The organism is Petroclostridium xylanilyticum, assembly GCF_002252565.1.
GTDB lineage: Bacteria > Bacillota > Clostridia > SK-Y3 > SK-Y3 > Petroclostridium > Petroclostridium xylanilyticum.
In genome coordinates, this window is record NZ_NPML01000007.1 from 432481 (window position 1) to 452652 (window position 20172).

Consider the following 20172-nt stretch of genomic DNA (forward strand, 5'->3'; position numbering starts at 1 on the left):
AGTGTATAACTTAAACTTCAAAGCAAATATCCTGTTTATGTATCTTTTAATAGTTTATTAAGTTCTTCTAAGAACGTATTAATATCCTTAAACTGTCTATATACTGAAGCAAATCTGACATAGGCAACTTCATCCAATTTCTTCAGCCGCTCCATAACCATCTCGCCAATTTGATGAGATGTGACCTCTCTCTCCAATGAATTATAAATAGCTCCTTCTATTTCGCTTACGATTTTTTCCAGATCATGCAGTGATACCGGTCTTTTCTCACAGGCCCTGAGTAAACCGTTCATCAATTTATCTGCATTAAAAGGCTCCCGGCTTTTGTCTTTCTTTATTACCATCAGAGGAATATTTTCAACTTTTTCATACGTCGTAAAGCGCTTACTACATTTTAAACACTCTCTTCTCCTTCTAATAGCAAGACCTTCATCAGTAGGCCTGGAATCTATAACTTTACTTTCTTCATAGTCACAAAAAGGACACCTCATTTAATCCCTCCTGAACCTATTATCGGAACTACATTTGGTGTTATTATCCAAAATTCCGTACTATATATTGTATCATATATAAATTACCTGTCAACATTTTCTGGATTATTTCGTATAGGACTTTTAGACTAGAGAACTGGTTCACAGTTCATAGTTCACTGTTCACAGTATATTGCGAACATAATATTATAAAAGCGAAAAGACTATCTGTAAATAACAGACAGTCTTTCTAATTGCAATTATTATGATATACCAGAACAAATTCCTGTGAACTGTGAACCATTAACCGTGAACTATTCTATATACCTCTTCATTACACCCTCATTCATATCTACTAATATAATATCATCGCCGACTTTTTTTATGCTGTTCCATGGGATAACATAGTCAGTATCCCGGCCAAACAGCCCGAGAAATTTACCAGGACCCGGTACAATAATGGATTCAATCACTCCTTTATTCATATCTATTTCAACATCATAAACAAACCCCAATCGTTTTCCGTCTGCAATATTGATCACTTCTTTTTGTCTGAAATCTGACGCCCTCACCAAAAAAAACACCCCGCATTTGAATTGAGAATTGAGAATTGAAAATTAAAAATTATATTTCTATATTAACACTAATATACTATGCATTAATTAATTCAATAATGCTAATATAATAAATACTGGAGTATTTTATTTTTGTCTTTTTTCTTCGAACTATAAAATAGACTGATGTAGAATCATTCGTGCGTTATCTATAGATTTTTAAATTCTCAATTCATTAGATGTATTTTTTCATATGCATCAGCGCACTCTTTTCAAGTCTGGAAACTTGTGCTTGAGAAATTCCTATCTCCTCAGCTACTTCCATTTGAGTTCTGCCCTCATAAAACCTTAAGTTTAAAATATGTTTCTCCCTATCATTTAATTTCCGCATTGCTTCCCGTAAAGCAATTTCTTCTACCCAACCTTCATCGTGATTCTTTTCATCCCTTACCTGGTCCATGACATAGATAGCATCTCCACCATCATGATATACCGGTTCAAATAGGGATATTGGGTCTTGGATCGCATCCAGAGCAAAAACCACATCTTCTTTAGGAATATTTAATTCCTTTGCAATTTCAGTAATAGTTGGCTCTTTTGAGTTCTTATTAGTAAGTTTTTCTTTTACTTGAAGCGCTTTATAGGCTATATCTCTTAGTGAACGGCTGACCCTTATAGAATTATTATCCCTTAAGTACCTCCTTATTTCACCAATAATCATAGGAACTGCATAAGTAGAAAATTTTACATTTTGTGAAACATCAAAATTATCTATTGCTTTAATAAGTCCGATGCACCCCACTTGAAATAAATCATCTACATATTCCCCTCTATTATTAAATCTCTGAATAACACTCAATACCAGTCTAAGGTTTCCTTTAATAAACTCTTCCCTGGCGGCTATATCTCCTTTATGCATTCTTTCAAATAGTGCTTTTTTTTGTTCGTTTGATAAAACTGGCAGCTTGGATGTATTTACTCCGCATATTTCTACTTTGTTTATTAACATACAAAAACCTCCAGGCAATTAAATTCGATGTCAATATCATTATTACCATGAAGGTTTTTTTTATACGGCAGTATTTTGTTGTAATGTTACCACCAAGACCTATAAACTTCAATTATATTAATTTATTATATAATTGCTCTAAAATTCTTTAATTTAAATTAAATTTCATACTATATCATTCTGCTAATTTCTTTTTTTAACCTGCTAATAATTCTTTTTTCCAGTCTGGATATATAAGACTGGGATATTCCTAACATATCGGCTACTTCTTTTTGAGTTTTTTCTACCCCGCTTTGCAAGCCAAATCTCAGTTCCATAATCTTTTTTTCCCTTGATGAAAGCTTTTTCATTGCAATATCCAATAGCTCTTTGTCTACTTCATCTTCAATACTCCTGTAGATTAAGTCATTATCTGTTCCCAATATATCTGATAACAAGAGTTCATTTCCATCCCAATCGATATTTAATGGCTCATCAATTGAAATTTCAGTTTTCACTGTATTATTCTTTCTTAAAAACATTAGTATTTCATTTTCTATGCATCTCGAAGCATACGTAGCCAGTTTTATGTTTTTATCTGGATTGAACGTATTAATTGCTTTAATCAAACCTATAGTACCTATAGATATAAGGTCTTCAACTCCTACACCGGTATTTTCGAATTTTCTGGCTATATATACAACCAGACGCAAGTTTCTTTCTATCAAAATGGTTTTAACAGCAAAATCCCTTTGTTCCAGTTTTGAGATAAGATAGTTTTCTTCTTCGGCAGTTAATGGCGGCGGTAAAGCTTCACTGCCTCCAATATAGTGTATTTCCGGCGGCGTGTACAGCTTTAATTTCTGTAATATCCATATATACTTTATCTTCAGATATAACCTTATGCTTAATAATAATTTCAATGATATCCTCTCCTTTTTTATAATTCATACCTACCCAATTATTTCTGGATTTAATAAGGCTTTGTATGTTTCATCTTTTGAAAGTCTCTTATTGTAAATACCAACAATGATATCTTTTATGTCCTTTTTATGCTCACCCTCGATGATTTCAATTTCATCCGGTTTAAATCCAATTAACATACCATTCTCCTTCCCCAGCGAAGAAAACGGTATAAGCCTGAATCTTGAAATCCAAACTGAATTAGACATTATTTTGGATATGAGACTCAAATCATTTTCACTGCATTCATTAAATATTTTTTGAATATCTTCAGGTAATAAATCTTTTATTGCCTGAAATTCTACAACTACTACCGGGAAATTAGATATAGGGTCGTACAATGAGTTGCCCGTATCTATTAATGCATTGACGCATATACTCTTATTATCAAACATTATTAAAAGCGGTATAAACATATTTTCTTTACTAATCTTTTTATAAAAGACTTGCCAGGTTATTCTGATAATGATATATGCAATAAAACTGGAAATAACCAGAACCTTCCATGGCAATGTAAAATAAATTACACCGTTACTTAAAATAGCTCCTATAAAGGCACCTACATTGGTAAAATAAAACAATCCCAGTGCAGTGCCACCAAAAGTAAAGGATACTACATAAAATATTGCTAAAACTCTGAAAAAGTCTTTTACCTTTTCGATATTAAAGGTAATAGCTATTAAAGCCATCGAGAAGATAATTTTTGCGATAACAGTGTAGTAAATCTTGAAAGCTGGAAAAAACATGATAACAGCATAAATTGCACCTATTAAGGAACCTATGAGAAGCCTTATAACGGACATTTGTTTCTTGGAAATTTTCCCTGTAGTCCACAGCAACATGTAATTTATTAATAAATTTACTATAAATAAAATATCTACATATACAACCGGCTTCACAATTCTATGCCCCCATATTGATTACAATATTACTCTATTCTACTAATATTCAAAATCGAATATATTTATGATTATTATATACAATTTATGCTTAAAAATTTGTCAAAGCCTGTTGTAGAATACAAAAAAATAACGACACGAATCTTCGTGTCGTTATTTTTTGATAGCTTATTTTATTCTATTTCTACGTAAAAAAGTAGGAATATCTAAATCATCATCTACCTGTTGCTGTTTGGGAATACTCTTTTCATTAACCTTTTCCAGCACCGGATTTACTTTCTTGCTATGAGGTCCTTTATCAAACCCGGTTGCAATCACCGTAATAACTATCTCATCTTTAAGATTCTCATCAATCACTGCACCAAAAATGATATTTGCATCAGGGTCTGCAGATTTTTGAACCAATTCTGCAGCAGCGTTAACTTCAAATAACCCAAGGTCACTTCCGCCGGTAATATTAAGAAGTACCCTTCTTGCGCCTTCAATAGAGGTTTCCAGCAATGGGCTGTGAATTGCCTGTCTCGCAGCTTCTTCGGCCTTATTGTCCCCGGCTGCTCTTCCTATTCCCATATGTGCAAAACCCGTATCCTTCATAATCGTTTTAACATCAGCAAAATCCAGGTTTACCAATCCAGGTACAGCAATAAGGTCAGAAATACCTTGTACACCCTGTCTCAAAATGTCATCTGCCATTCTAAAGGCTTCCATAAAAGAAATCTTCTTTTCTGAGATTTGAAGCAATCTATCATTCGGAATAGTTACCAACGTGTCAACGCATTCTTTTAGCTCTGCAATCCCCTTTTCTGCATTTACCATTCTTTGTCTTCCCTCAAAGGTGAAAGGCTTAGTTACAACACCAACAGTAAGGATTCCCATTTCTTTCGCGATAGAAGCAACAATAGGAGCAGCCCCTGTACCGGTCCCTCCTCCCATACCTGCAGTAACAAAAACCATATCAGCTCCTTTTAATGCTTGAGCAATTTCTTCTTTGCTTTCCTCTGCAGCCTTGTGTCCTACTTCAGGATTTGCACCGGCACCTAATCCCCTGGTAAGCTTGTCCCCTATTTGTATTTTCTGGGAGGCTTTTGATAAAAGAAGTGCTTGTTTGTCGGTATTTACCGAAATAAATTCGATGCCTTTTAATCCAGCTACAATCATTCTATTTACAGCATTATTTCCTCCTCCGCCAACACCTATAACTTTTATCTGCGCAAAATTATCCATCTCTGTATCAAACTCTAACACCAACAACGGCCCCCTTTAACTTCATTTGTAACCATTATATTTAATATTTTATTTAACCTATTAATGCATAATAATTACTGTCTGCCCATATTATATATTATCGTTTTTTAAATATTTATTCAATAAAAATCTTCTAATAATTGCAAAATTCTGAAAAAGTCTGGTGCCAAAAACCACAACAGCAGCAAGGTAAATATCTACGTCCAGCTTCTTACCGATATAAGTCAGTAAAGCAGCCAATAATGCATTCCCAAAGAAACCCGATATAAAAATTTTTATATCAAAGTTTTTTTGAGAACTGGCTGTTATTCCTCCAAAAACAGAATCAAGAGCTGCCAGGATTGCAATAGCAACATAAGAGGAATACTGAGAGGGAATATGAATTGGAGTTAAAAACCCAATAACCAGTCCAATGACTAATCCAATAATCAATATCACGCTACTTCCCCTCCTTCTTTACCGGTACTGCATACTTAAAATTAATAACTCCATTATATCTTGGCACTAAAATTTTATTAGATTTTTTTACATTAAATTCAATGCCCCATTGTCCTAAGATGTCTCTTACTCCACCTCGTAAATTTAATGCCGCTTCCAAAGTATCAGGATCACCGATTGCTTTAATGATAAAAGGTGTTGAATGTCTGTTGTTATTTACACTTACTGTGGCTCCTGCACACCTTATTTCACTGGTAGCGATTAAACGCTCGTCATTGAGTGAAATTGCTTCCGCTCCAGCATCAGCCAATTCATTTATCACCATCAAAATATCCTCATCATGGATAATAAAGTAATTTTCATCCACCTGGTTGGAACTATCATTCTTTAATTTGCTATCGTTCAGTGTTATAATAACACCTGGTCCCTCTACATCGGTCAAACCGGCAAGTATTTCAGCTCTTTTTAGCTGGTCCAATAATGCATTGGCATAGTCGCTCCTTTGAGCTGCCTCTTTTTGATATGCATTTAAATCTTTTTCATATTGCAATAATTGCTTATACAGATTCTCATTCTTTTCTTGTTCTTTCTTTAACTCCAGCTGTAGTTCATCAGCTCTTTGGAACTGCTTGCTTACAAGAGAAAAATTTCTTTTTACACTTTTAAATTGAATTGAGATCATAAATCCCAATATAATACAAATAAATGCTATAGCGATTTGAGCCCTTATGTTTTTCATTGCATTACCTCCACATATTCACTAGGCCTAAAAGTAACCCTGTCTACATTACGTAAATCAATATATCCTTTTTCTCCATTTTTTAGTTCATTTAATATCTCTTTTAAAAAGCTCATTTTATAACCTATTTTTTGACTATCTCCCAGGGTAACAATGATTTGTTTCCTTACATTTAACTGTATATTGTCAACATCATGTACATCAATGTGTGAGATCTGATCTAACAGCTTATTATTTATGATCTCCCTGACACAGTCAACAATAATTTCGAGCTTTTTTTCTTCATCTACCTTGATGACTTCTCCCAGCTTGAATTCGTTAAATTTCAAGCCCACAATCACAGGTAGAATTTTATCCTTTACCTCTGGAACAACCTCTAGAACATTTCCTTTTTGATCTATAAATATATATGAACCCATAAATGGGATATAGCCTACAGGTTTTCGTTCTACCACGGTGATGGTTATTGAATTTGGAAAAAACCTGCTTATTTTGACTGAATCGATATATGGAATTTTTCTTATGTTAGTCTTAGCTTTAACTAAATCAGCTCTGAATATGTTTATTCCTTTTTCAATTCCAGATGCATCAATTATATCCTGTGCAGAAACCCTATCATTTCCTTTGACGTCTATAGCCGCAATATTAAAAACAGGTAAAAATAAAGAAATTAATAAGACTCCTATTAATAATAATAACAATCCAAAGAACTTGCGGCTTGTCCTCTTTTTATATCTGACCCTTTTGTTCATTTCAGTAGTGGTAATAAAATTACCACTACTGTTGCGCATAAGTACCATTATCCTAATCCACCCTTTTTATATCTGCACCTAATAATCTCAATTTATCTTCAATCTTTTCATATCCTCTGTCAATGTGATGAACTCCTTCTATTACTGTACTTCCTTCTGCAGCCAGCCCTGCAATTACCAGAGCTGCCCCCCCTCTAAGGTCCATTGCATTGACGTTAGCACCTGTAAGTTTTTCAACTCCTCTTATAACCGCCACCCTGCCATCAACCATTATATCAGCACCCATCCTCATCAGCTCTTCCACATGCTTAAACCTATTTTCAAAAATCGTTTCACTAATAATACTGGTCCCCCTTGCAAGTGTTAACACTGACATCATTGGTGCCTGCATATCCGTAGGAAAACCGGGATAAGGAAGTGTCCGTATTACATCTACAGGTTGCAGTGTTGAGGTTCTAGAAAGAGTTATAGTGTTTTTCTCCACGTATATTTTACATCCACATTCTCTAAGGGCCGCCAATACAGCTTGAAGATGTTCCGGATTAACATTAGTTATTTTAACAGTTCCACCTGTAATGGCTGCAGCAGCTAAGTATGTAGATCCTTCTATTCTGTCAGGTATCACCGTATGTTCTACATCATGGAGCTTTTCCACACCTTCGATTTTTATTACACTTGTACCAGCACCAGAAATTTTTGCTCCCATCGCATTAAGATAGTCCTGTAAATCAACTATTTCAGGTTCTTTTGCAACATTTCTTATGATGGTAGTGCCATTCGCCATAACAGCTGCCAATATGATATTTTCAGTGGCACCTACACTTGGGAAGTTCAAATTTATGTCATTGGCATCAATTCTGGCAGCATCACAATATATGTAACCATGTGCCTCATTGATTTTAATTCCCAATTGTCTTAATGCCTTCAGGTGTAGATCTATAGGTCTGGGTCCAATTTCGCAGCCCCCGGGATAACTTAAAACAGCTTTACGGCATTTTGAAATAATTGACCCTAAAAAAATCACTGACGAGCGCATCTCTCTCATTAGTTGCTCAGGAACACGATAATCTTTTATGTTTGATGAATCAACAATAATAGTTTTTCCCTGCCTTTTTACTTCACATCCCAGAAACTCGAGTATCTGTAAAGAAGCCGATACATCTTTTAACTCAGGACAATTGTGTATAACATTTATACCACCATTTAATATAGTTGCAGCTAATATAGGAAGCACTGCATTTTTTGCACCATTTACATTTACTTCACCTTCTAGTATATTACCACCAGCAATGACAATTCTGCTCATACCTTACACCTCCACGAGTCTGCTGGCTTAGAATAATTGTACTGCAATATATACTATGCAAACTCGCGTTAAGGTGTTACTAGTATTACTTTCCACTTTCCTTTAACAACTCTATGACAATATTATATATCTTTTCTGCTGCATTTGTAATACCCATATTAAAAGAATTGTTTGCCATTTGCTGCAATAATTTTTGATCTTTTAATAAATTCTCAATTTGGTTATTAAGCTTTTTACTATCCAGTTCCTTTTCAGTAAAAACGATTGCCGCACCCTGTTTTTCAAGAGCTCGGGCATTATATTCCTGATGATTATGAGTCACGTTTGGTGACGGAATCAAAATAGCAGGTTTTCCCATTGCCGTCACTTCACTCAAAGTCATTGCACCACATCTGCATATTACCAAATCAGAAGCTGCATATATATTCATATCATTTATATAGGGAAATACCCTGATATTTTTATCAATTTCCAAATCTATACCTTGACTTTTTAATGTATCTAATACATCTTGATATTGTTTTTCACCGGTTCCAAACATTAAATAAACCTTATTTTTCCTATAGATTGATTTTATATACTCTACTATTGACTCATTAATTTTTTGTGCACCTAAACTTCCACCTACAGCAAGAATAACAGGCTTATTATCCAATCCCAAACGTCTTTTTGCGGTCTCTTTGTCTATATTTATTAACTCTTGTCTTATTGGGTTCCCTGTATGTACTAACTTATTAACTGTTTTGAAGTGGTTCTTACTTTCTTCAAAACCCATAGCGATTACATCTGCAAAACGTGATAGTATTTTAATAGTTACACCCGGAATCGCGTTTTGTTCGTGTATGATAGTAGGTATTTTCATCATGGAAGCATTTAATACAACCGGTCCACTTACATATCCACCGGTACCAATCACAATATCCGGTTTATATTCAGCAATAATTTTTCTTGCCTGTAACATTCCTATAAATAAGTCTCTGACCGTAACCAAATTATCAATAGATAATTTGCGCTTAAATCCTTTTATGTTGATGTACTTTATTTTCAATCCTTCTTTTGGAACAAGTTTTGTTTCCAATCCTTCCTTAGTACCTATAAAAAGAATATCCCAGTCAGGTTTTTTTGCTCGGATGTAATTGGCAACAGCAATTGCAGGATTGATATGTCCTGCAGTACCTCCTCCGGCAAACAATATTTTCAAGCACATCATCCCCTATTATTTGAATATCGTGATATATTAAGAACAATCCCCATCCCTGCCATAATAAACAAAAGCGACGATCCACCGGCACTAAAGAAAGGTAAAGGCATTCCTGTTACCGGCATAGATGAAGTAACAACCGCAATATTAATTAATACTTGTACCGCAATAAGTGAAATAATTCCTGTTGCCAAAAGGCTTCCAAAGGTATCCGGAGCATTTAGAGCTATTTTTATACCTCTCCATATCAAAATCAAAAACAGAACTAAAACTGTAGCAGCACCTACAAAACCCAGCTCTTCACATAATATAGAAAATATAAAGTCATTTTGAGCCTCAGGAATATATAAAAATTTTTGTCTACTTCTTCCAAGTCCTAAACCAAAAAGGCCTCCCGAACCTATCGCATACAATGACTGAATAATCTGCCAGCCTTCATTCATCTTATATTCCCATGGATTTAGAAATGATACTATTCTTCTCATTCGATAAGGCTCAACAATAACTGCAATTACAAGTCCTGCTATGGCAGGAAGGGATAGAATAACAAAATGAAAAATCCTGGCCCCGGCAGCAAACAATAGTATTACACTTACCAATGCTATTACTACCGTACCGCTTAAATGCGGCTCCAGAATTACAAGGGCTGCAACCACGCCTAAAATCATTAAATATGGCATAAGACCTGTAAAAAATTTTTTAATTTTATCTTTTTTCTTTGCCAGGCTACTGGAAAAAAATATGATAACTGCTAACTTAGCTACTTCCGAGGGCTGAATGGTCAAACCTCCAAAACCTAACCATCTTTGCGCTCCGTTTACTTCTGTACCGACAATTAACACAGCTATTAAAAGAATAATACTAACTACTAAAATAGGAACTGACAATCTATTGAGTCTTTTGTAATCAAATCCTGCCATAAAAAACATGGCAAACAATCCCAATACAGCCCACATCAATTGTCTTTTAATAACATAATAACTATCGTTATAATCGTAAAAGGCAGAAGCTGAGCTGGCACTAAAAACCATAATTAATCCAAAAGAAAGCAATATCATGACAGTTATAAAAAATCCAAAATCAAAAGAACCTCTACCTTTCACCAAATGTACCTCCTTAAATAATTTATATTTTCATACTATTCTATAAATTGTAAAATATTATGAATGCCTAAAAGTCCAATAAAACTAAGAATTATAGTTACAATTACAAACACCGTTACAACACGAGTTTCTTTCCACCCTGCCAATTCAAAGTGATGGTGAAGAGGGCTCATTTTAAATATCCTCTTCCCGGTAAGTTTAAAAGATATAACTTGAAGTATAACGGATAATGTCTCTATTAAATAGATTCCTCCTACGATAATAAGCAAAAAGTGTAATTTTAATACAATCGCTATAACGGATATTGCCCCTCCCAGGAAAAGAGAACCTGTATCCCCCATAAACACTTTTGCAGGATGGGCATTAAACAACAAAAACCCCATGCATCCCCCGGTTATTGCCGCGGCAAAAGCCGCAGTATTATAGTCCTTGAATGCAAAGGCTGCCACTGTAAAAAAAATCGAGACAACTACCGTTATTCCTGCTGCTAATCCATCCAAGCCATCTGTAAGATTAACACTGTTTACTGTACCTAATAGGACAAAAACAGTGAAGGGAATATATAACCACCATTCCAAATTTATGACTCCAGAAAAAAATGGTATATATAATTCAGTATTTACAAACCCGGCATTAAACAAGAATACACTGAAAGCAACAGCTACAAGGGTTTGGGCTGTAAATTTTTGACTGGCAGTAAGACCAAGATTTCGTTTAAGAACTACTTTTATAAAATCATCTATAAAACCTATGATTCCAAACGCAATTGCGGTTAAAAGTAAAATAGTCACTTTATCATCTCTTGCTAAAAAAAGAGTAGCTATGGCAATTCCTATAATGAAAATGATTCCTCCCATTGTAGGAGTGCCCGATTTTTTGGCGTGCCATCGTGGTCCTATTTCCAGTATGCTCTGGCCAAACTTAAGCCTCCTTAGTATAGGTATTAAAAAAGGCCCTAATATTAAACAGACGAAAAAAGAAATTAAAACTGAAGCGATAATGTTTATCACTTACCTCACCTCTCGTATATGTTCCGCAATACCCTCCATTTTCATCCCTCTGGAGGCTTTAATAAGCACTGCATCACCACATTTTATAAAATGATCGATAAATTTTATTACTTCATCATTATTGTCAAAACTAAAAATATTTTCTTCTGCCATCCCTGCCTGCAAAGCTCCTAAAGCAATGTTTTTTCCATTATATCCCACTGTCATCAAATAATCAATATTATTTTTAACTACATCGCTGCCAACTTTTTTATGTGCGTCAAAAGCCCATTCTCCCATTTCCAGCATATCGCCCAAAATAGCAATTTTACGGCCCTCATTGTGAATTTGCTTTAAAACCTTAAGGGCTGCTGCCATGGAAGCAGGACTTGCATTATAGCAATCATTAATAACTTTAATACCTTTGGATTCAAAAATATCCATTCTCATTTTTTCAGGTTTGAAAAGTGCAATTCCTTTTATAATATTGTTCATACTAATGCCATATTCCATCCCTGCTGCAATGGATGCTAACGCATTATATATATTATGTTCTCCCATTACAGGTACTCTAACTGTATATGTAGCTCCATCCACAATAATACTGAAAGAACTGCCTTCCTCACCATGATATGAGATATCCTGTGCCTTCAGCTCACATTTGTCATTATATATACCGTAATATATTATCCTAAATGGTAAGTTTCCTTTTAAATTGAAGAGTAATCGGTCATCTCCGTTTAATATTGCCAGGCTATCCTTATCAAATTCTTCAAATACTTCCATCTTGGCTTTCAAGATATTTTCTTGGGAACCTAGTTTTTCTATGTGAGATAACCCTATATTTGTAATAACTGCTGTCTCAGGTTTAACGATAGAGACAAGTCTGCTTATCTCGCCAAAACCACTCATTCCCATTTCTGTTACTCCAATATGATGAGTTCTGTTTAACCTGAATACAGTTAGCGGAAGACCTATTTCATTATTGAAATTTCCCAGTGTCTTCAACACCTTATACTTTTGGTCCAGAACGCAAGCAATCATATCTTTGGTAGTTGTTTTACCTACACTACCCGTTACTGCAACAAAAGGTATTGAAAATTTTTGACGGTAATACCTCGCTATATCCTGTAAAGCTTTTAACGAATTCCCAACCTTTATAACACATTTATCATGAAATTCAATATTTATATCCTTTTCCACGATACATCCCACAGCACCAGCTTCAAATGACTTAGGAATAAAGTCATGTCCATCAAACTTCTCGCCTTTCAAGGGAATAAAAAACATGCCTTCCTTGATATTTCTGCTATCCGTACTAATGTCTACGAGTTCAACCTCACCATTACCATTAACCAATTGCCCTCCAGTTGCTTGGACAATTTCGTTGATCTTCATCGGTTCCACTATTATCTACTCTCCATTCCCTGCTTCTCTTAATATACTTTCCACAATCTCTTTTTCATCAAAATGTATTACTCTATCTTTGAGAATCTGGTATGTTTCATGTCCTTTTCCTGCTAAAACAATAACATCGTCTTTCTTTGCATTTTCCAGAGCATATTTAATGGCTTCAAACCTATTTTCGATTACTACATAGGAACAATCGGTCTTTTTGATACCCTCTTCTATGTGGTTCAAAATTTGGAGCGGGTCTTCGGTCCTGGGATTATCGGAAGTTATAATACAGAAATCAGATAGTTTTCCGGCTATTTCACCCATTATCGGCCGTTTTGTCTTATCCCGGTCTCCACCACAGCCGAATAAAGTAACTACCCTGCCCTTTGCAAACCCGTTTACAGTATTAAGAATATTTTCAAGGCCATCAGGTGTATGGGCATAATCAATCAATACTGTAAAATCTTTACCTGTTTCAACAATTTGTGCTCTTCCTGGAACACCTTTAGCCTGCTTTAATCCCTGCTGTATTTGTTCCAGACTTATTCCCAAAGCCAAACATGCTCCGATACTTCCCAATGCATTGTATACCGAAAACCTTCCCGGTATGCCTAATTCAATAAACTTACTACCATAAGGAGTATCAACATCAAATTTTACTCCTTTTTCTGAAATTTCAATATCCTTAGCGTGAATATCGGCTTCCTTATCTATTCCAAAGGTAATCATCTCACAAGTTCCATTATTCAATATATATTCACTACTACTATCATCAACATTAATGATACCTTTCTTACAGCGTTTAAATAAGGTTGTCTTTGCCTTTAAATAATTTTCCATCGTAACATGGAAATCCAAATGGTCCTGAGTAATATTGGTAAAAATCCCTATTTCAAAATTACATCCGTCAACTCTATTGAGTTCCAAAGAGTGGGAAGATACCTCCATTACTACGTAATCTATCTTTTCTTTCACCATATCTGAAAAAAGCTGTTGCAATTCTAGCGACTCCGGAGTTGTTCTTTCTGCCGGTAGAACTTTATCACCAATCATATTTTGATTGGTTCCTATAAGACCAACTTTACTTCCGCCTTGCTCTAATATGGTTTTTATTAAATATGTTGTAGTGGTCTTTCCGTTAGTCCCCGTAACCCCTATCAATTTAAATTTTGATGAAGGGTTGCTGAAAAAAGCAGCTGAAATCAGTGCCAAAGCTCTACGGGAATTTTTAACTTTTATCAATGGAACCTTCGCATCCTCCACTTCCTTTTCTACAATAACAGCTGCTGCTCCTTGCCCGATTGCCTGGGAAATAAATTCGTGCCCATCAACTTTAAAACCTTTTATACATACAAACAGATCCCCGGGTTTTACTCTTCTTGAATCATAAGCAATACCGCTTATTTCAGCACTTTGATCTCCATTTACATATTCGTGCTCAATTATGCTGGTCAAATCTTTTAATAACATAAATAACCCTCCCCGGTATATGAATTGATAACTTATTAATCAACATCCGTAAACCTGAATTCCACTTCCACTACCGTACCCGGGGCAACCGTAGTACCTGCCGCCGGTTGTTGCTTGATAGCAGTACCAGAACCAGTTATTTTAATATTCAATCCCGCATCAGTTAATATCTTGTTGGCATCCAATACCGACTTCTTTAGGACGTCCGGAACTACAACATTAGAAATCTGTTCGGCCCCCTCCGTATATAATATAACTACCGATTTTTCCTGAAGTTTTGCTCCAGGTTTTGGAGTTTGGTCAGTAATAGTATTGCCAGTCCCCTGGATTTTATATGTCAAATTAACCTCTTTTAAAGCTTTCTGCGCTTCTTTCACATCCTTATTTCTTAATTCCGGAACATACACATCCATTGTTGCCAGCTCTTGTTCAGTAAACTTAGGTTCTACTTCCAAATATCTTAAAGTATCATCAAGGATTCTGCCTACAACCGGGGCTGCAATCACACCACCATAATAAGCTTCTCCTTTAGGTTCATCCAATATTACAAGCACGACAACCTTCGGATCATCAGCGGGAGCAAAGCCAATGAATGAAGCAATATAATTACTGCTGCCTCTGGGAAGTTTTTCAGATGTTCCAGTCTTACCCGCCACTCTATAACCTTTTATATATGCATTTTTTCCTGTACCTTCTGAAACAACAGTCTCTAAAATTCCCCTAAGGGTTGCAGAAGTTTCTTTTGATATAACCTGCCGGACAACTTCCGGTTCGAAAGTCTTAATTACATTTCCGTCTTTATCAGTAAGCTGTTTTACTAATCTGGGTTTTAGCAGTATTCCATCATTTGCAACCGCAGATATGGCACTAACCATTTGCAGCGGAGTTACCTGAAATCCCTGTCCAAAGGATGCTGTAGCTAATTCCAATTCATTAAAAGCTGTAGGCTTATGGAATATTCCGGCTGTTTCTCCATCAAAATCTATTCCTGTCCTCTCTAGAAAACCGAAAGCCTTGACATAACGGTAAAAAGTCTGTGCCCCCAGTCTGAATCCAACTTCAATAAATACAGGGTTACAGGAGTTCTGGACCCCTTGTACAAAAGTCTGTACTCCATGAGGCCTGCCGGATCTCCAACATTTAATATTCTTCCCTGCAACTGTAACATAACCTATATCATTGAACATATCGGTAGGCTTTACAACATTTTCTTCCAATCCGGCAGCCGATGTGATGATTTTAAAGGTAGACCCCGGTTCATAGCTGTCAACAACAGCTTTATTTCTCCACATTTTCTCCAGTTCAATCTTGTAACGCTCATTAAACTCTTTTCCCGTTAATTTTTCCAATTCCTTCTGTACTTCTTCATTCTGTATTTTAAACGGGTTATTCAAATCGAAGTCAGGTTTAACTGCCATGGCAAGTATATCCCCGGTTCTCGGGTCCATTACAATGGCTGCCCCACCTTTTTCCACTTTATTATCTATTACTGCCGTTTCCAAATGTTTTTCGGCAAAATGCTGGATTACTTCATCGATTGTTAAAACTACATTGGCACCATCTTCTGGATTTACATATCTTTCATATTTGTACGGCATATCCGTCCCAACAGCGTCCTTCGCTGAAACGATTCTTCCTGGTAAGCCTTTTAGATATTTATCATATTTAGCTTCTATTCCAAATAACCCTTGATTGTCAACACCGGTAGCTCCTATTACATGGGAAGCAAAATTGCCATATGGATAATATCTCTTTGAATCTCCGTCCAGGTGAATACCTTTGAAATTACATTTTCTAATTTCATCAGCTTCGTTTTTCTCAATTTTTCTTTTTATAATCTCATATGCACTATTCTTAGTAATCTTTTTATACACATCTTCATAATTCATTTCCAGGATTTGCGAAAGCTTTGTGGCAACTTCTTCTGCATTACCGGCTTTTTTTATCTCATTTGGTATGACACTTACCGTTTCCACCGAGGCACTAACTGCAAGAGGCTTGCCATTGCGGTCAAAAATGGTACCTCTCTTAGAGTTTATAATTCTATCTCTGGTTTGCTGTTCTATAGCTTCTTTTTGCAGTCTCTCTCCTTCATGTATCTGCCACCATCCAGTTCTAATGATTAACCCCAGCGACGATAAGGTAAAAAAAACAAGTAAAAATAGTATTCTTTTTTTTATTGTCAGATTTGGCGCAGCCAAAACAAAACCACCCCTCACAAAAAAATTGCTGTCGATGACTCCCCGCTGTCCACTCCCCACTATTTTCATATTAAAGATTGAGATTGAGGTTAAGATTGAGTTTGAACTATCTCAATCTTAATCTCAATCTCCTATAAATATATAATACAAATTTAATATAAATATTCCAAAACATTGTTTATTATCCTATTGATAATAGCAAAACCACCTTGCTGGTTGTTATCCTCAAGCTGCCTATCCACTACTTCTGCATAATCGTTCCTTTTTAATTTAACATAAACATTTTGATACTTTTCAGGCCGTTTCATTCCAAGCTTTGTCCTGGCAATTTCTTCAACTTTTTTCAAATCAATAGAGCGGTCCAATTCCACCTGCAATTGTTCGTTCACTCTTTTTATTTGACTTAACTGTTTTTTATAATTATCAATCTTATTACTTGCCTCGGTAATAGCTGCATATCGAAATATGATACAAAATGCAACGCCAAAACATATTAACACGCCCAGAATAGTCTTGAGTTTTTCGATACCTCTTGCTTCAGGCTTAAGTTTTACCGTCTTATTTTCATTTGATTTTGGTTGGCGGCTGGAAATATACTGTTCCTGTTCCTGGTATTTATAGGCATTACTACTTTTTTGCGCTGCTAACAAGATTATCAACCTCACAATCTATACTGACTTTTACAATTAAAATTCTCCTACAACTTCTCCACTACTCTAAGCTTCGCACTTCTGGCTCTCGGATTAACTGTTAACTCTTGCTCTGATGGAACTATTGGTTTCTTTACTACAATTTTAGTTACTGGTTTTTTTCCACATACACAAACCGGAAACTGGGGTGGGCATTCACATTTACTGCTTAACCTGCTAAAAGTCTGCTTTACGATTCGGTCTTCAAGCGAATGAAAAGTTATGATGGCCATCCTCCCGCCCGGTTTCAGAACATCTGCAAAATCCATAATAGCGGACTCAAGAATCCCCAATTCATTATTTACTGCAATTCTAATAGCTTGAAAAGTTCTTTTGGCCGGGTGCGGGCCATCCCTTCTTGCTGCTGCCGGAATCGCCTTCTTGATAACATCCACCAATTCTCCCGTTGTAGAGATTGGCGCCGTTTCCCGTCGCTGCACAATAAACTTTGCTATTCTTCTTGCCCATTTCTCCTCGCCGTAACTAAAAATAATATTCGTTAATTCTTCCTCCGAATATTCATTTATGATATTATAGGCACTCAAAGGGTTCTTCCTATCCATTCTCATATCTAAAGCTGCGTCTTGTTGGTAACTAAATCCTCTTTCTCCCTCATCCAGCTGGTGAGATGAAACACCCAAATCTGCAACTACTCCATCAACTGATAAAATATTTAATCTCTGTAATATTTCTTTTATATTTTTAAAGTTATCATTTACTAGTATAATTTTTTCTTTATAATCTTTTAACCTTTCTGTAGATGCAGCAATAGCATTAACATCTTGATCAATGCCTATAAGCTTACCATTACTCCCTAATTTTTCACAAATTCTATAGGAATGGCCTCCACCACCTAATGTTGCATCAACATATATTCCTTCCGGTTTTATATTTAGAGCATCAATACTCTCTTCAAGCATCACCGACACATGATGAAAGTCCATCTTTTCACCTTCTTAATTCCTTATCTGTTTCTTTATCTGTATCTATATCTCTATCTCAATTATATTCCTAAAAATGCCATCTTCTCTGCAATTTCATCCGGACTTATATTGTCATCGCTGTTGTACTGATCCCATCGTTCTTTATCCCAGATTTCTACTCTGGTAGAAACCCCTATTACAACTACGTCCTTTTCCAAGCCGGCATGTTCCCGTAAGTTAGCAGGAATAAGGATTCTGCCCTGCTTGTCTACTTCACATTCAGTGGCCCCGGAGAAAAAAAACCTAATAAAAGCTCTTGCATCTTTACTGGTGAGTGGTAAAGTTTTTAATTTTGTTTCTAGGTTTACCCATTCTTCAAGCGAATATACAAATAGACAATTATCTAAACCTTTTGTAACAATGAATTTTTCACCTAAATCTTCACGGAATTTAGATGGGATGATAATTCTTCCCTTTGTATCTATACTATGCAGATATTCACCAATGAACACTGAATTCCACCCCACCCATGTAACTTCGCACCACTTTTCACCACTTTCCACCACTCTAGTTGTAATTTTATAATATTTTTCCAATTGAATCAACAACTTTTTGAGAAAAAAATAAAAGATAGGACTGGTCATTAGTCCTATCTTTTACTAGTTCTTTAGCACCAGATATCGTCCTATCTCTTATTTAACAGTTTTGCATTAGGTTGTTTTTTCTTTGTCCGTATCTGATTATAATACTCAACAATAAGCTTGTCCAATTCTATACTGATGGCATAGATCTGTTCAAAGTCGGCATTTCTTACTAACATCGTATCCAAACGCTACAATTCGATCATTCAGCATAGAATCACCTCAAAAATATATTGTTTTTTTATTTTACAACAATATACAAAATATGTCAATATATATTATATTTCTTATTTTTTACAACGTTTTTACAGCTTTTTTACATTTTATTACCAATATTTTCGCTTTATATCGACATAATATAAATTATTACGCCTAGATGTTGCTAGTCTTTTTTCTAAATGAAATCATAAGGCCTATACTTAGTATTACAGATACTGCAGCAACAACCTGCGATACCCGAAAACTTCCCCAGTATAAGCTATCTGTTCTTAACCCTTCAATCCAGAATCTACCCAATCCGTACCAGAAGGCATACAATAAAAACATCTCGCCTTCAAATTTTTTTCTCTTCCGATACCACATAAGAAACACGAAACCCAGCAGGTTCCATAACGATTCATATAGAAAAGTCGGATGTACCGCTATTCTAGCCTGAGCCTCCGCATCATATATCTCCATTCTCCAAGGTAGTGATGTAGGGCCACCGTAGGCTTCCTGATTTACAAAATTACCCCATCTTCCTATAGCTTGTGCAATTATAAGTCCTAAAGTCCCTATGTCAAATACTTTCCAGACATTTATTCTTTTTATTTTGCAATATATGATGGTAGAAATGAGGGCAGCTATAATGGCCCCATATATTGCTAACCCACCCTGTCTTATCAAAAATATTTCACTTAAATTGCCATAAAAAATTACATAATACAATCTTGCCCCCACTATCGCTGCAGGCGTACCATAAAGAGCAACATCCATAATAATCTCAGGGTCCAATCCCGTCCTTTTAGCTTCAAATATAGCAATCATAAGACCTAATAAGAAGCCGGTTGAAATAATAATACCATACCAGTATATGGGTAATCCAAAGATGGTAAAAGCTGTACGGTCTATAAAAAATTCCAGCCCCAGTCCTGGAAATCTTATCGGTTGCATTATAATCCCCCCAATTATTGTTGAATTGAGAATGCATAATTATGGGCACAA

21 protein-coding genes are annotated in these 20172 nt (G+C 35.6%); all 21 read right to left on the reverse strand.

The annotated features are described in order from the left end of the window. Positions 1–35: 35 nt before the first annotated feature. The 21 genes from nrdR to lgt all read right to left on the reverse strand — a co-directional run bounded on the left by nrdR (position 36) and on the right by lgt (position 20121). On the reverse strand, positions 36–491 hold the full coding sequence (gene nrdR / locus CIB29_RS05450; protein ID WP_094547550.1) for a transcriptional regulator NrdR: 456 nt from the start codon (positions 489–491) through the stop codon (positions 36–38). A gap of 293 nt (positions 492–784) precedes the next feature. Beyond that, positions 785–1042, reverse strand: coding sequence for a YlmC/YmxH family sporulation protein (locus CIB29_RS05455; RefSeq protein ID WP_463208250.1), 258 nt, complete (start codon positions 1040–1042; stop codon positions 785–787). Between the two features lie 217 nt (positions 1043–1259). Beyond that, the gene (gene sigG, locus CIB29_RS05460; RefSeq protein ID WP_094547553.1) at positions 1260–2033 is read right to left on the reverse strand and encodes an RNA polymerase sporulation sigma factor SigG; all 774 of its coding nucleotides are present in this window, start codon (positions 2031–2033) and stop codon (positions 1260–1262) included. A gap of 170 nt (positions 2034–2203) precedes the next feature. Next, complete coding sequence (gene sigE / locus CIB29_RS05465; protein ID WP_463208277.1) at positions 2204–2905, reverse strand: RNA polymerase sporulation sigma factor SigE; 702 nt, start codon at positions 2903–2905, stop codon at positions 2204–2206. A gap of 60 nt (positions 2906–2965) precedes the next feature. Further along, entirely contained in the window at positions 2966–3874 is a 909-nt protein-coding gene (gene spoIIGA / locus CIB29_RS05470; protein ID WP_094547557.1) for a sigma-E processing peptidase SpoIIGA, read from the reverse strand. Between the two features lie 168 nt (positions 3875–4042). Further along, a complete protein-coding gene (gene ftsZ, locus CIB29_RS05475; RefSeq protein WP_463208276.1) occupies positions 4043–5098 on the reverse strand; it encodes a cell division protein FtsZ in 1056 nt (351 codons plus the stop codon). Positions 5099–5209: 111 nt separating this feature from the next. Next, positions 5210–5557 carry a small basic family protein gene (locus CIB29_RS05480; RefSeq protein ID WP_094547561.1) on the reverse strand — a complete coding sequence of 116 codons (348 nt, stop codon included), beginning with the start codon at positions 5555–5557 and terminating at the stop codon, positions 5210–5212. A 1-nt stretch (position 5558) separates the two neighbouring features. After that, the gene (locus CIB29_RS05485) at positions 5559–6296 is read right to left on the reverse strand and encodes a DUF881 domain-containing protein (RefSeq protein ID WP_094547562.1); all 738 of its coding nucleotides are present in this window, start codon (positions 6294–6296) and stop codon (positions 5559–5561) included. After that, positions 6293–7087, reverse strand: a complete 795-nt coding sequence (locus tag CIB29_RS05490) for a cell division protein FtsQ/DivIB (protein ID WP_198543759.1) — start codon at positions 7085–7087, stop codon at positions 6293–6295. The genes CIB29_RS05485 and CIB29_RS05490 overlap by 4 nt, the downstream gene beginning before the upstream one ends. 13 nt (positions 7088–7100) lie before the next feature. Continuing rightward, positions 7101–8354: a UDP-N-acetylglucosamine 1-carboxyvinyltransferase gene (gene murA / locus CIB29_RS05495; protein ID WP_094547566.1), complete on the reverse strand. Its 1254-nt coding sequence runs from the start codon at positions 8352–8354 to the stop codon at positions 7101–7103. An 85-nt stretch (positions 8355–8439) separates the two neighbouring features. Then, complete coding sequence (gene murG, locus CIB29_RS05500; protein WP_094547568.1) at positions 8440–9555, reverse strand: undecaprenyldiphospho-muramoylpentapeptide beta-N-acetylglucosaminyltransferase; 1116 nt, start codon at positions 9553–9555, stop codon at positions 8440–8442. A gap of 5 nt (positions 9556–9560) precedes the next feature. Continuing rightward, positions 9561–10661, reverse strand: a complete 1101-nt coding sequence (spoVE, locus tag CIB29_RS05505; RefSeq protein ID WP_423241286.1) for a stage V sporulation protein E — start codon at positions 10659–10661, stop codon at positions 9561–9563. Between the two features lie 32 nt (positions 10662–10693). Beyond that, a complete protein-coding gene (gene mraY / locus CIB29_RS18850) occupies positions 10694–11668 on the reverse strand; it encodes a phospho-N-acetylmuramoyl-pentapeptide-transferase (protein ID WP_198543760.1) in 975 nt (324 codons plus the stop codon). Further along, positions 11669–13045: a UDP-N-acetylmuramoyl-tripeptide--D-alanyl-D-alanine ligase gene (locus tag CIB29_RS18855; protein WP_242965062.1), complete on the reverse strand. Its 1377-nt coding sequence runs from the start codon at positions 13043–13045 to the stop codon at positions 11669–11671. A gap of 15 nt (positions 13046–13060) precedes the next feature. Continuing rightward, positions 13061–14515: a UDP-N-acetylmuramoyl-L-alanyl-D-glutamate--2,6-diaminopimelate ligase gene (locus CIB29_RS05515; RefSeq protein ID WP_094547572.1), complete on the reverse strand. Its 1455-nt coding sequence runs from the start codon at positions 14513–14515 to the stop codon at positions 13061–13063. A 35-nt stretch (positions 14516–14550) separates the two neighbouring features. Continuing rightward, positions 14551–16785 carry a stage V sporulation protein D gene (locus CIB29_RS05520; protein WP_278335830.1) on the reverse strand — a complete coding sequence of 745 codons (2235 nt, stop codon included), beginning with the start codon at positions 16783–16785 and terminating at the stop codon, positions 14551–14553. An 83-nt stretch (positions 16786–16868) separates the two neighbouring features. Then, positions 16869–17366, reverse strand: a complete 498-nt coding sequence (locus CIB29_RS05525) for an FtsB family cell division protein (RefSeq protein WP_157910216.1) — start codon at positions 17364–17366, stop codon at positions 16869–16871. A gap of 47 nt (positions 17367–17413) precedes the next feature. Next, positions 17414–18349 carry a 16S rRNA (cytosine(1402)-N(4))-methyltransferase RsmH gene (rsmH, locus tag CIB29_RS05530; RefSeq protein WP_094547578.1) on the reverse strand — a complete coding sequence of 312 codons (936 nt, stop codon included), beginning with the start codon at positions 18347–18349 and terminating at the stop codon, positions 17414–17416. Between the two features lie 59 nt (positions 18350–18408). Continuing rightward, on the reverse strand, positions 18409–18840 hold the full coding sequence (gene mraZ / locus CIB29_RS05535) for a division/cell wall cluster transcriptional repressor MraZ (protein WP_094547674.1): 432 nt from the start codon (positions 18838–18840) through the stop codon (positions 18409–18411). 173 nt (positions 18841–19013) lie between these two features. Then, complete coding sequence (locus CIB29_RS05540) at positions 19014–19148, reverse strand: Spo0E family sporulation regulatory protein-aspartic acid phosphatase (RefSeq protein WP_117434601.1); 135 nt, start codon at positions 19146–19148, stop codon at positions 19014–19016. Positions 19149–19341: 193 nt separating this feature from the next. Then, positions 19342–20121: a prolipoprotein diacylglyceryl transferase gene (lgt, locus tag CIB29_RS05545; protein ID WP_242965063.1), complete on the reverse strand. Its 780-nt coding sequence runs from the start codon at positions 20119–20121 to the stop codon at positions 19342–19344. Between the last annotated feature and the right edge of the window lie 51 nt (positions 20122–20172).

Excerpts from the sequence above, each read along its gene's own strand:
- nrdR (WP_094547550.1), bottom strand. The coding sequence starts at position 491 with ATGAGGTGTCCTTTTTGTGACTATGAAGAAAGTAAAGTTATAGATTCC.
- sigG (WP_094547553.1), bottom strand. The coding sequence starts at position 2,033 with ATGTTAATAAACAAAGTAGAAATATGCGGAGTAAATACATCCAAGCTG.
- ftsZ (WP_463208276.1), bottom strand. The coding sequence starts at position 5,098 with ATGGATAATTTTGCGCAGATAAAAGTTATAGGTGTTGGCGGAGGAGGA.
- CIB29_RS05485 (WP_094547562.1), bottom strand. The coding sequence starts at position 6,296 with ATGAAAAACATAAGGGCTCAAATCGCTATAGCATTTATTTGTATTATA.
- CIB29_RS05490 (WP_198543759.1), bottom strand. The coding sequence starts at position 7,087 with ATGCGCAACAGTAGTGGTAATTTTATTACCACTACTGAAATGAACAAA.
- murA (WP_094547566.1), bottom strand. The coding sequence starts at position 8,354 with ATGAGCAGAATTGTCATTGCTGGTGGTAATATACTAGAAGGTGAAGTA.
- CIB29_RS18855 (WP_242965062.1), bottom strand. The coding sequence starts at position 13,045 with ATGAAGATCAACGAAATTGTCCAAGCAACTGGAGGGCAATTGGTTAAT.
- CIB29_RS05515 (WP_094547572.1), bottom strand. The coding sequence starts at position 14,515 with ATGTTATTAAAAGATTTGACCAGCATAATTGAGCACGAATATGTAAAT.
- CIB29_RS05520 (WP_278335830.1), bottom strand. The coding sequence starts at position 16,785 with ATGAAAATAGTGGGGAGTGGACAGCGGGGAGTCATCGACAGCAATTTT.
- rsmH (WP_094547578.1), bottom strand. The coding sequence starts at position 18,349 with ATGGACTTTCATCATGTGTCGGTGATGCTTGAAGAGAGTATTGATGCT.
- CIB29_RS05540 (WP_117434601.1), bottom strand. The coding sequence starts at position 19,148 with ATGTTAGTAAGAAATGCCGACTTTGAACAGATCTATGCCATCAGTATA.
- lgt (WP_242965063.1), bottom strand. The coding sequence starts at position 20,121 with ATGCAACCGATAAGATTTCCAGGACTGGGGCTGGAATTTTTTATAGAC.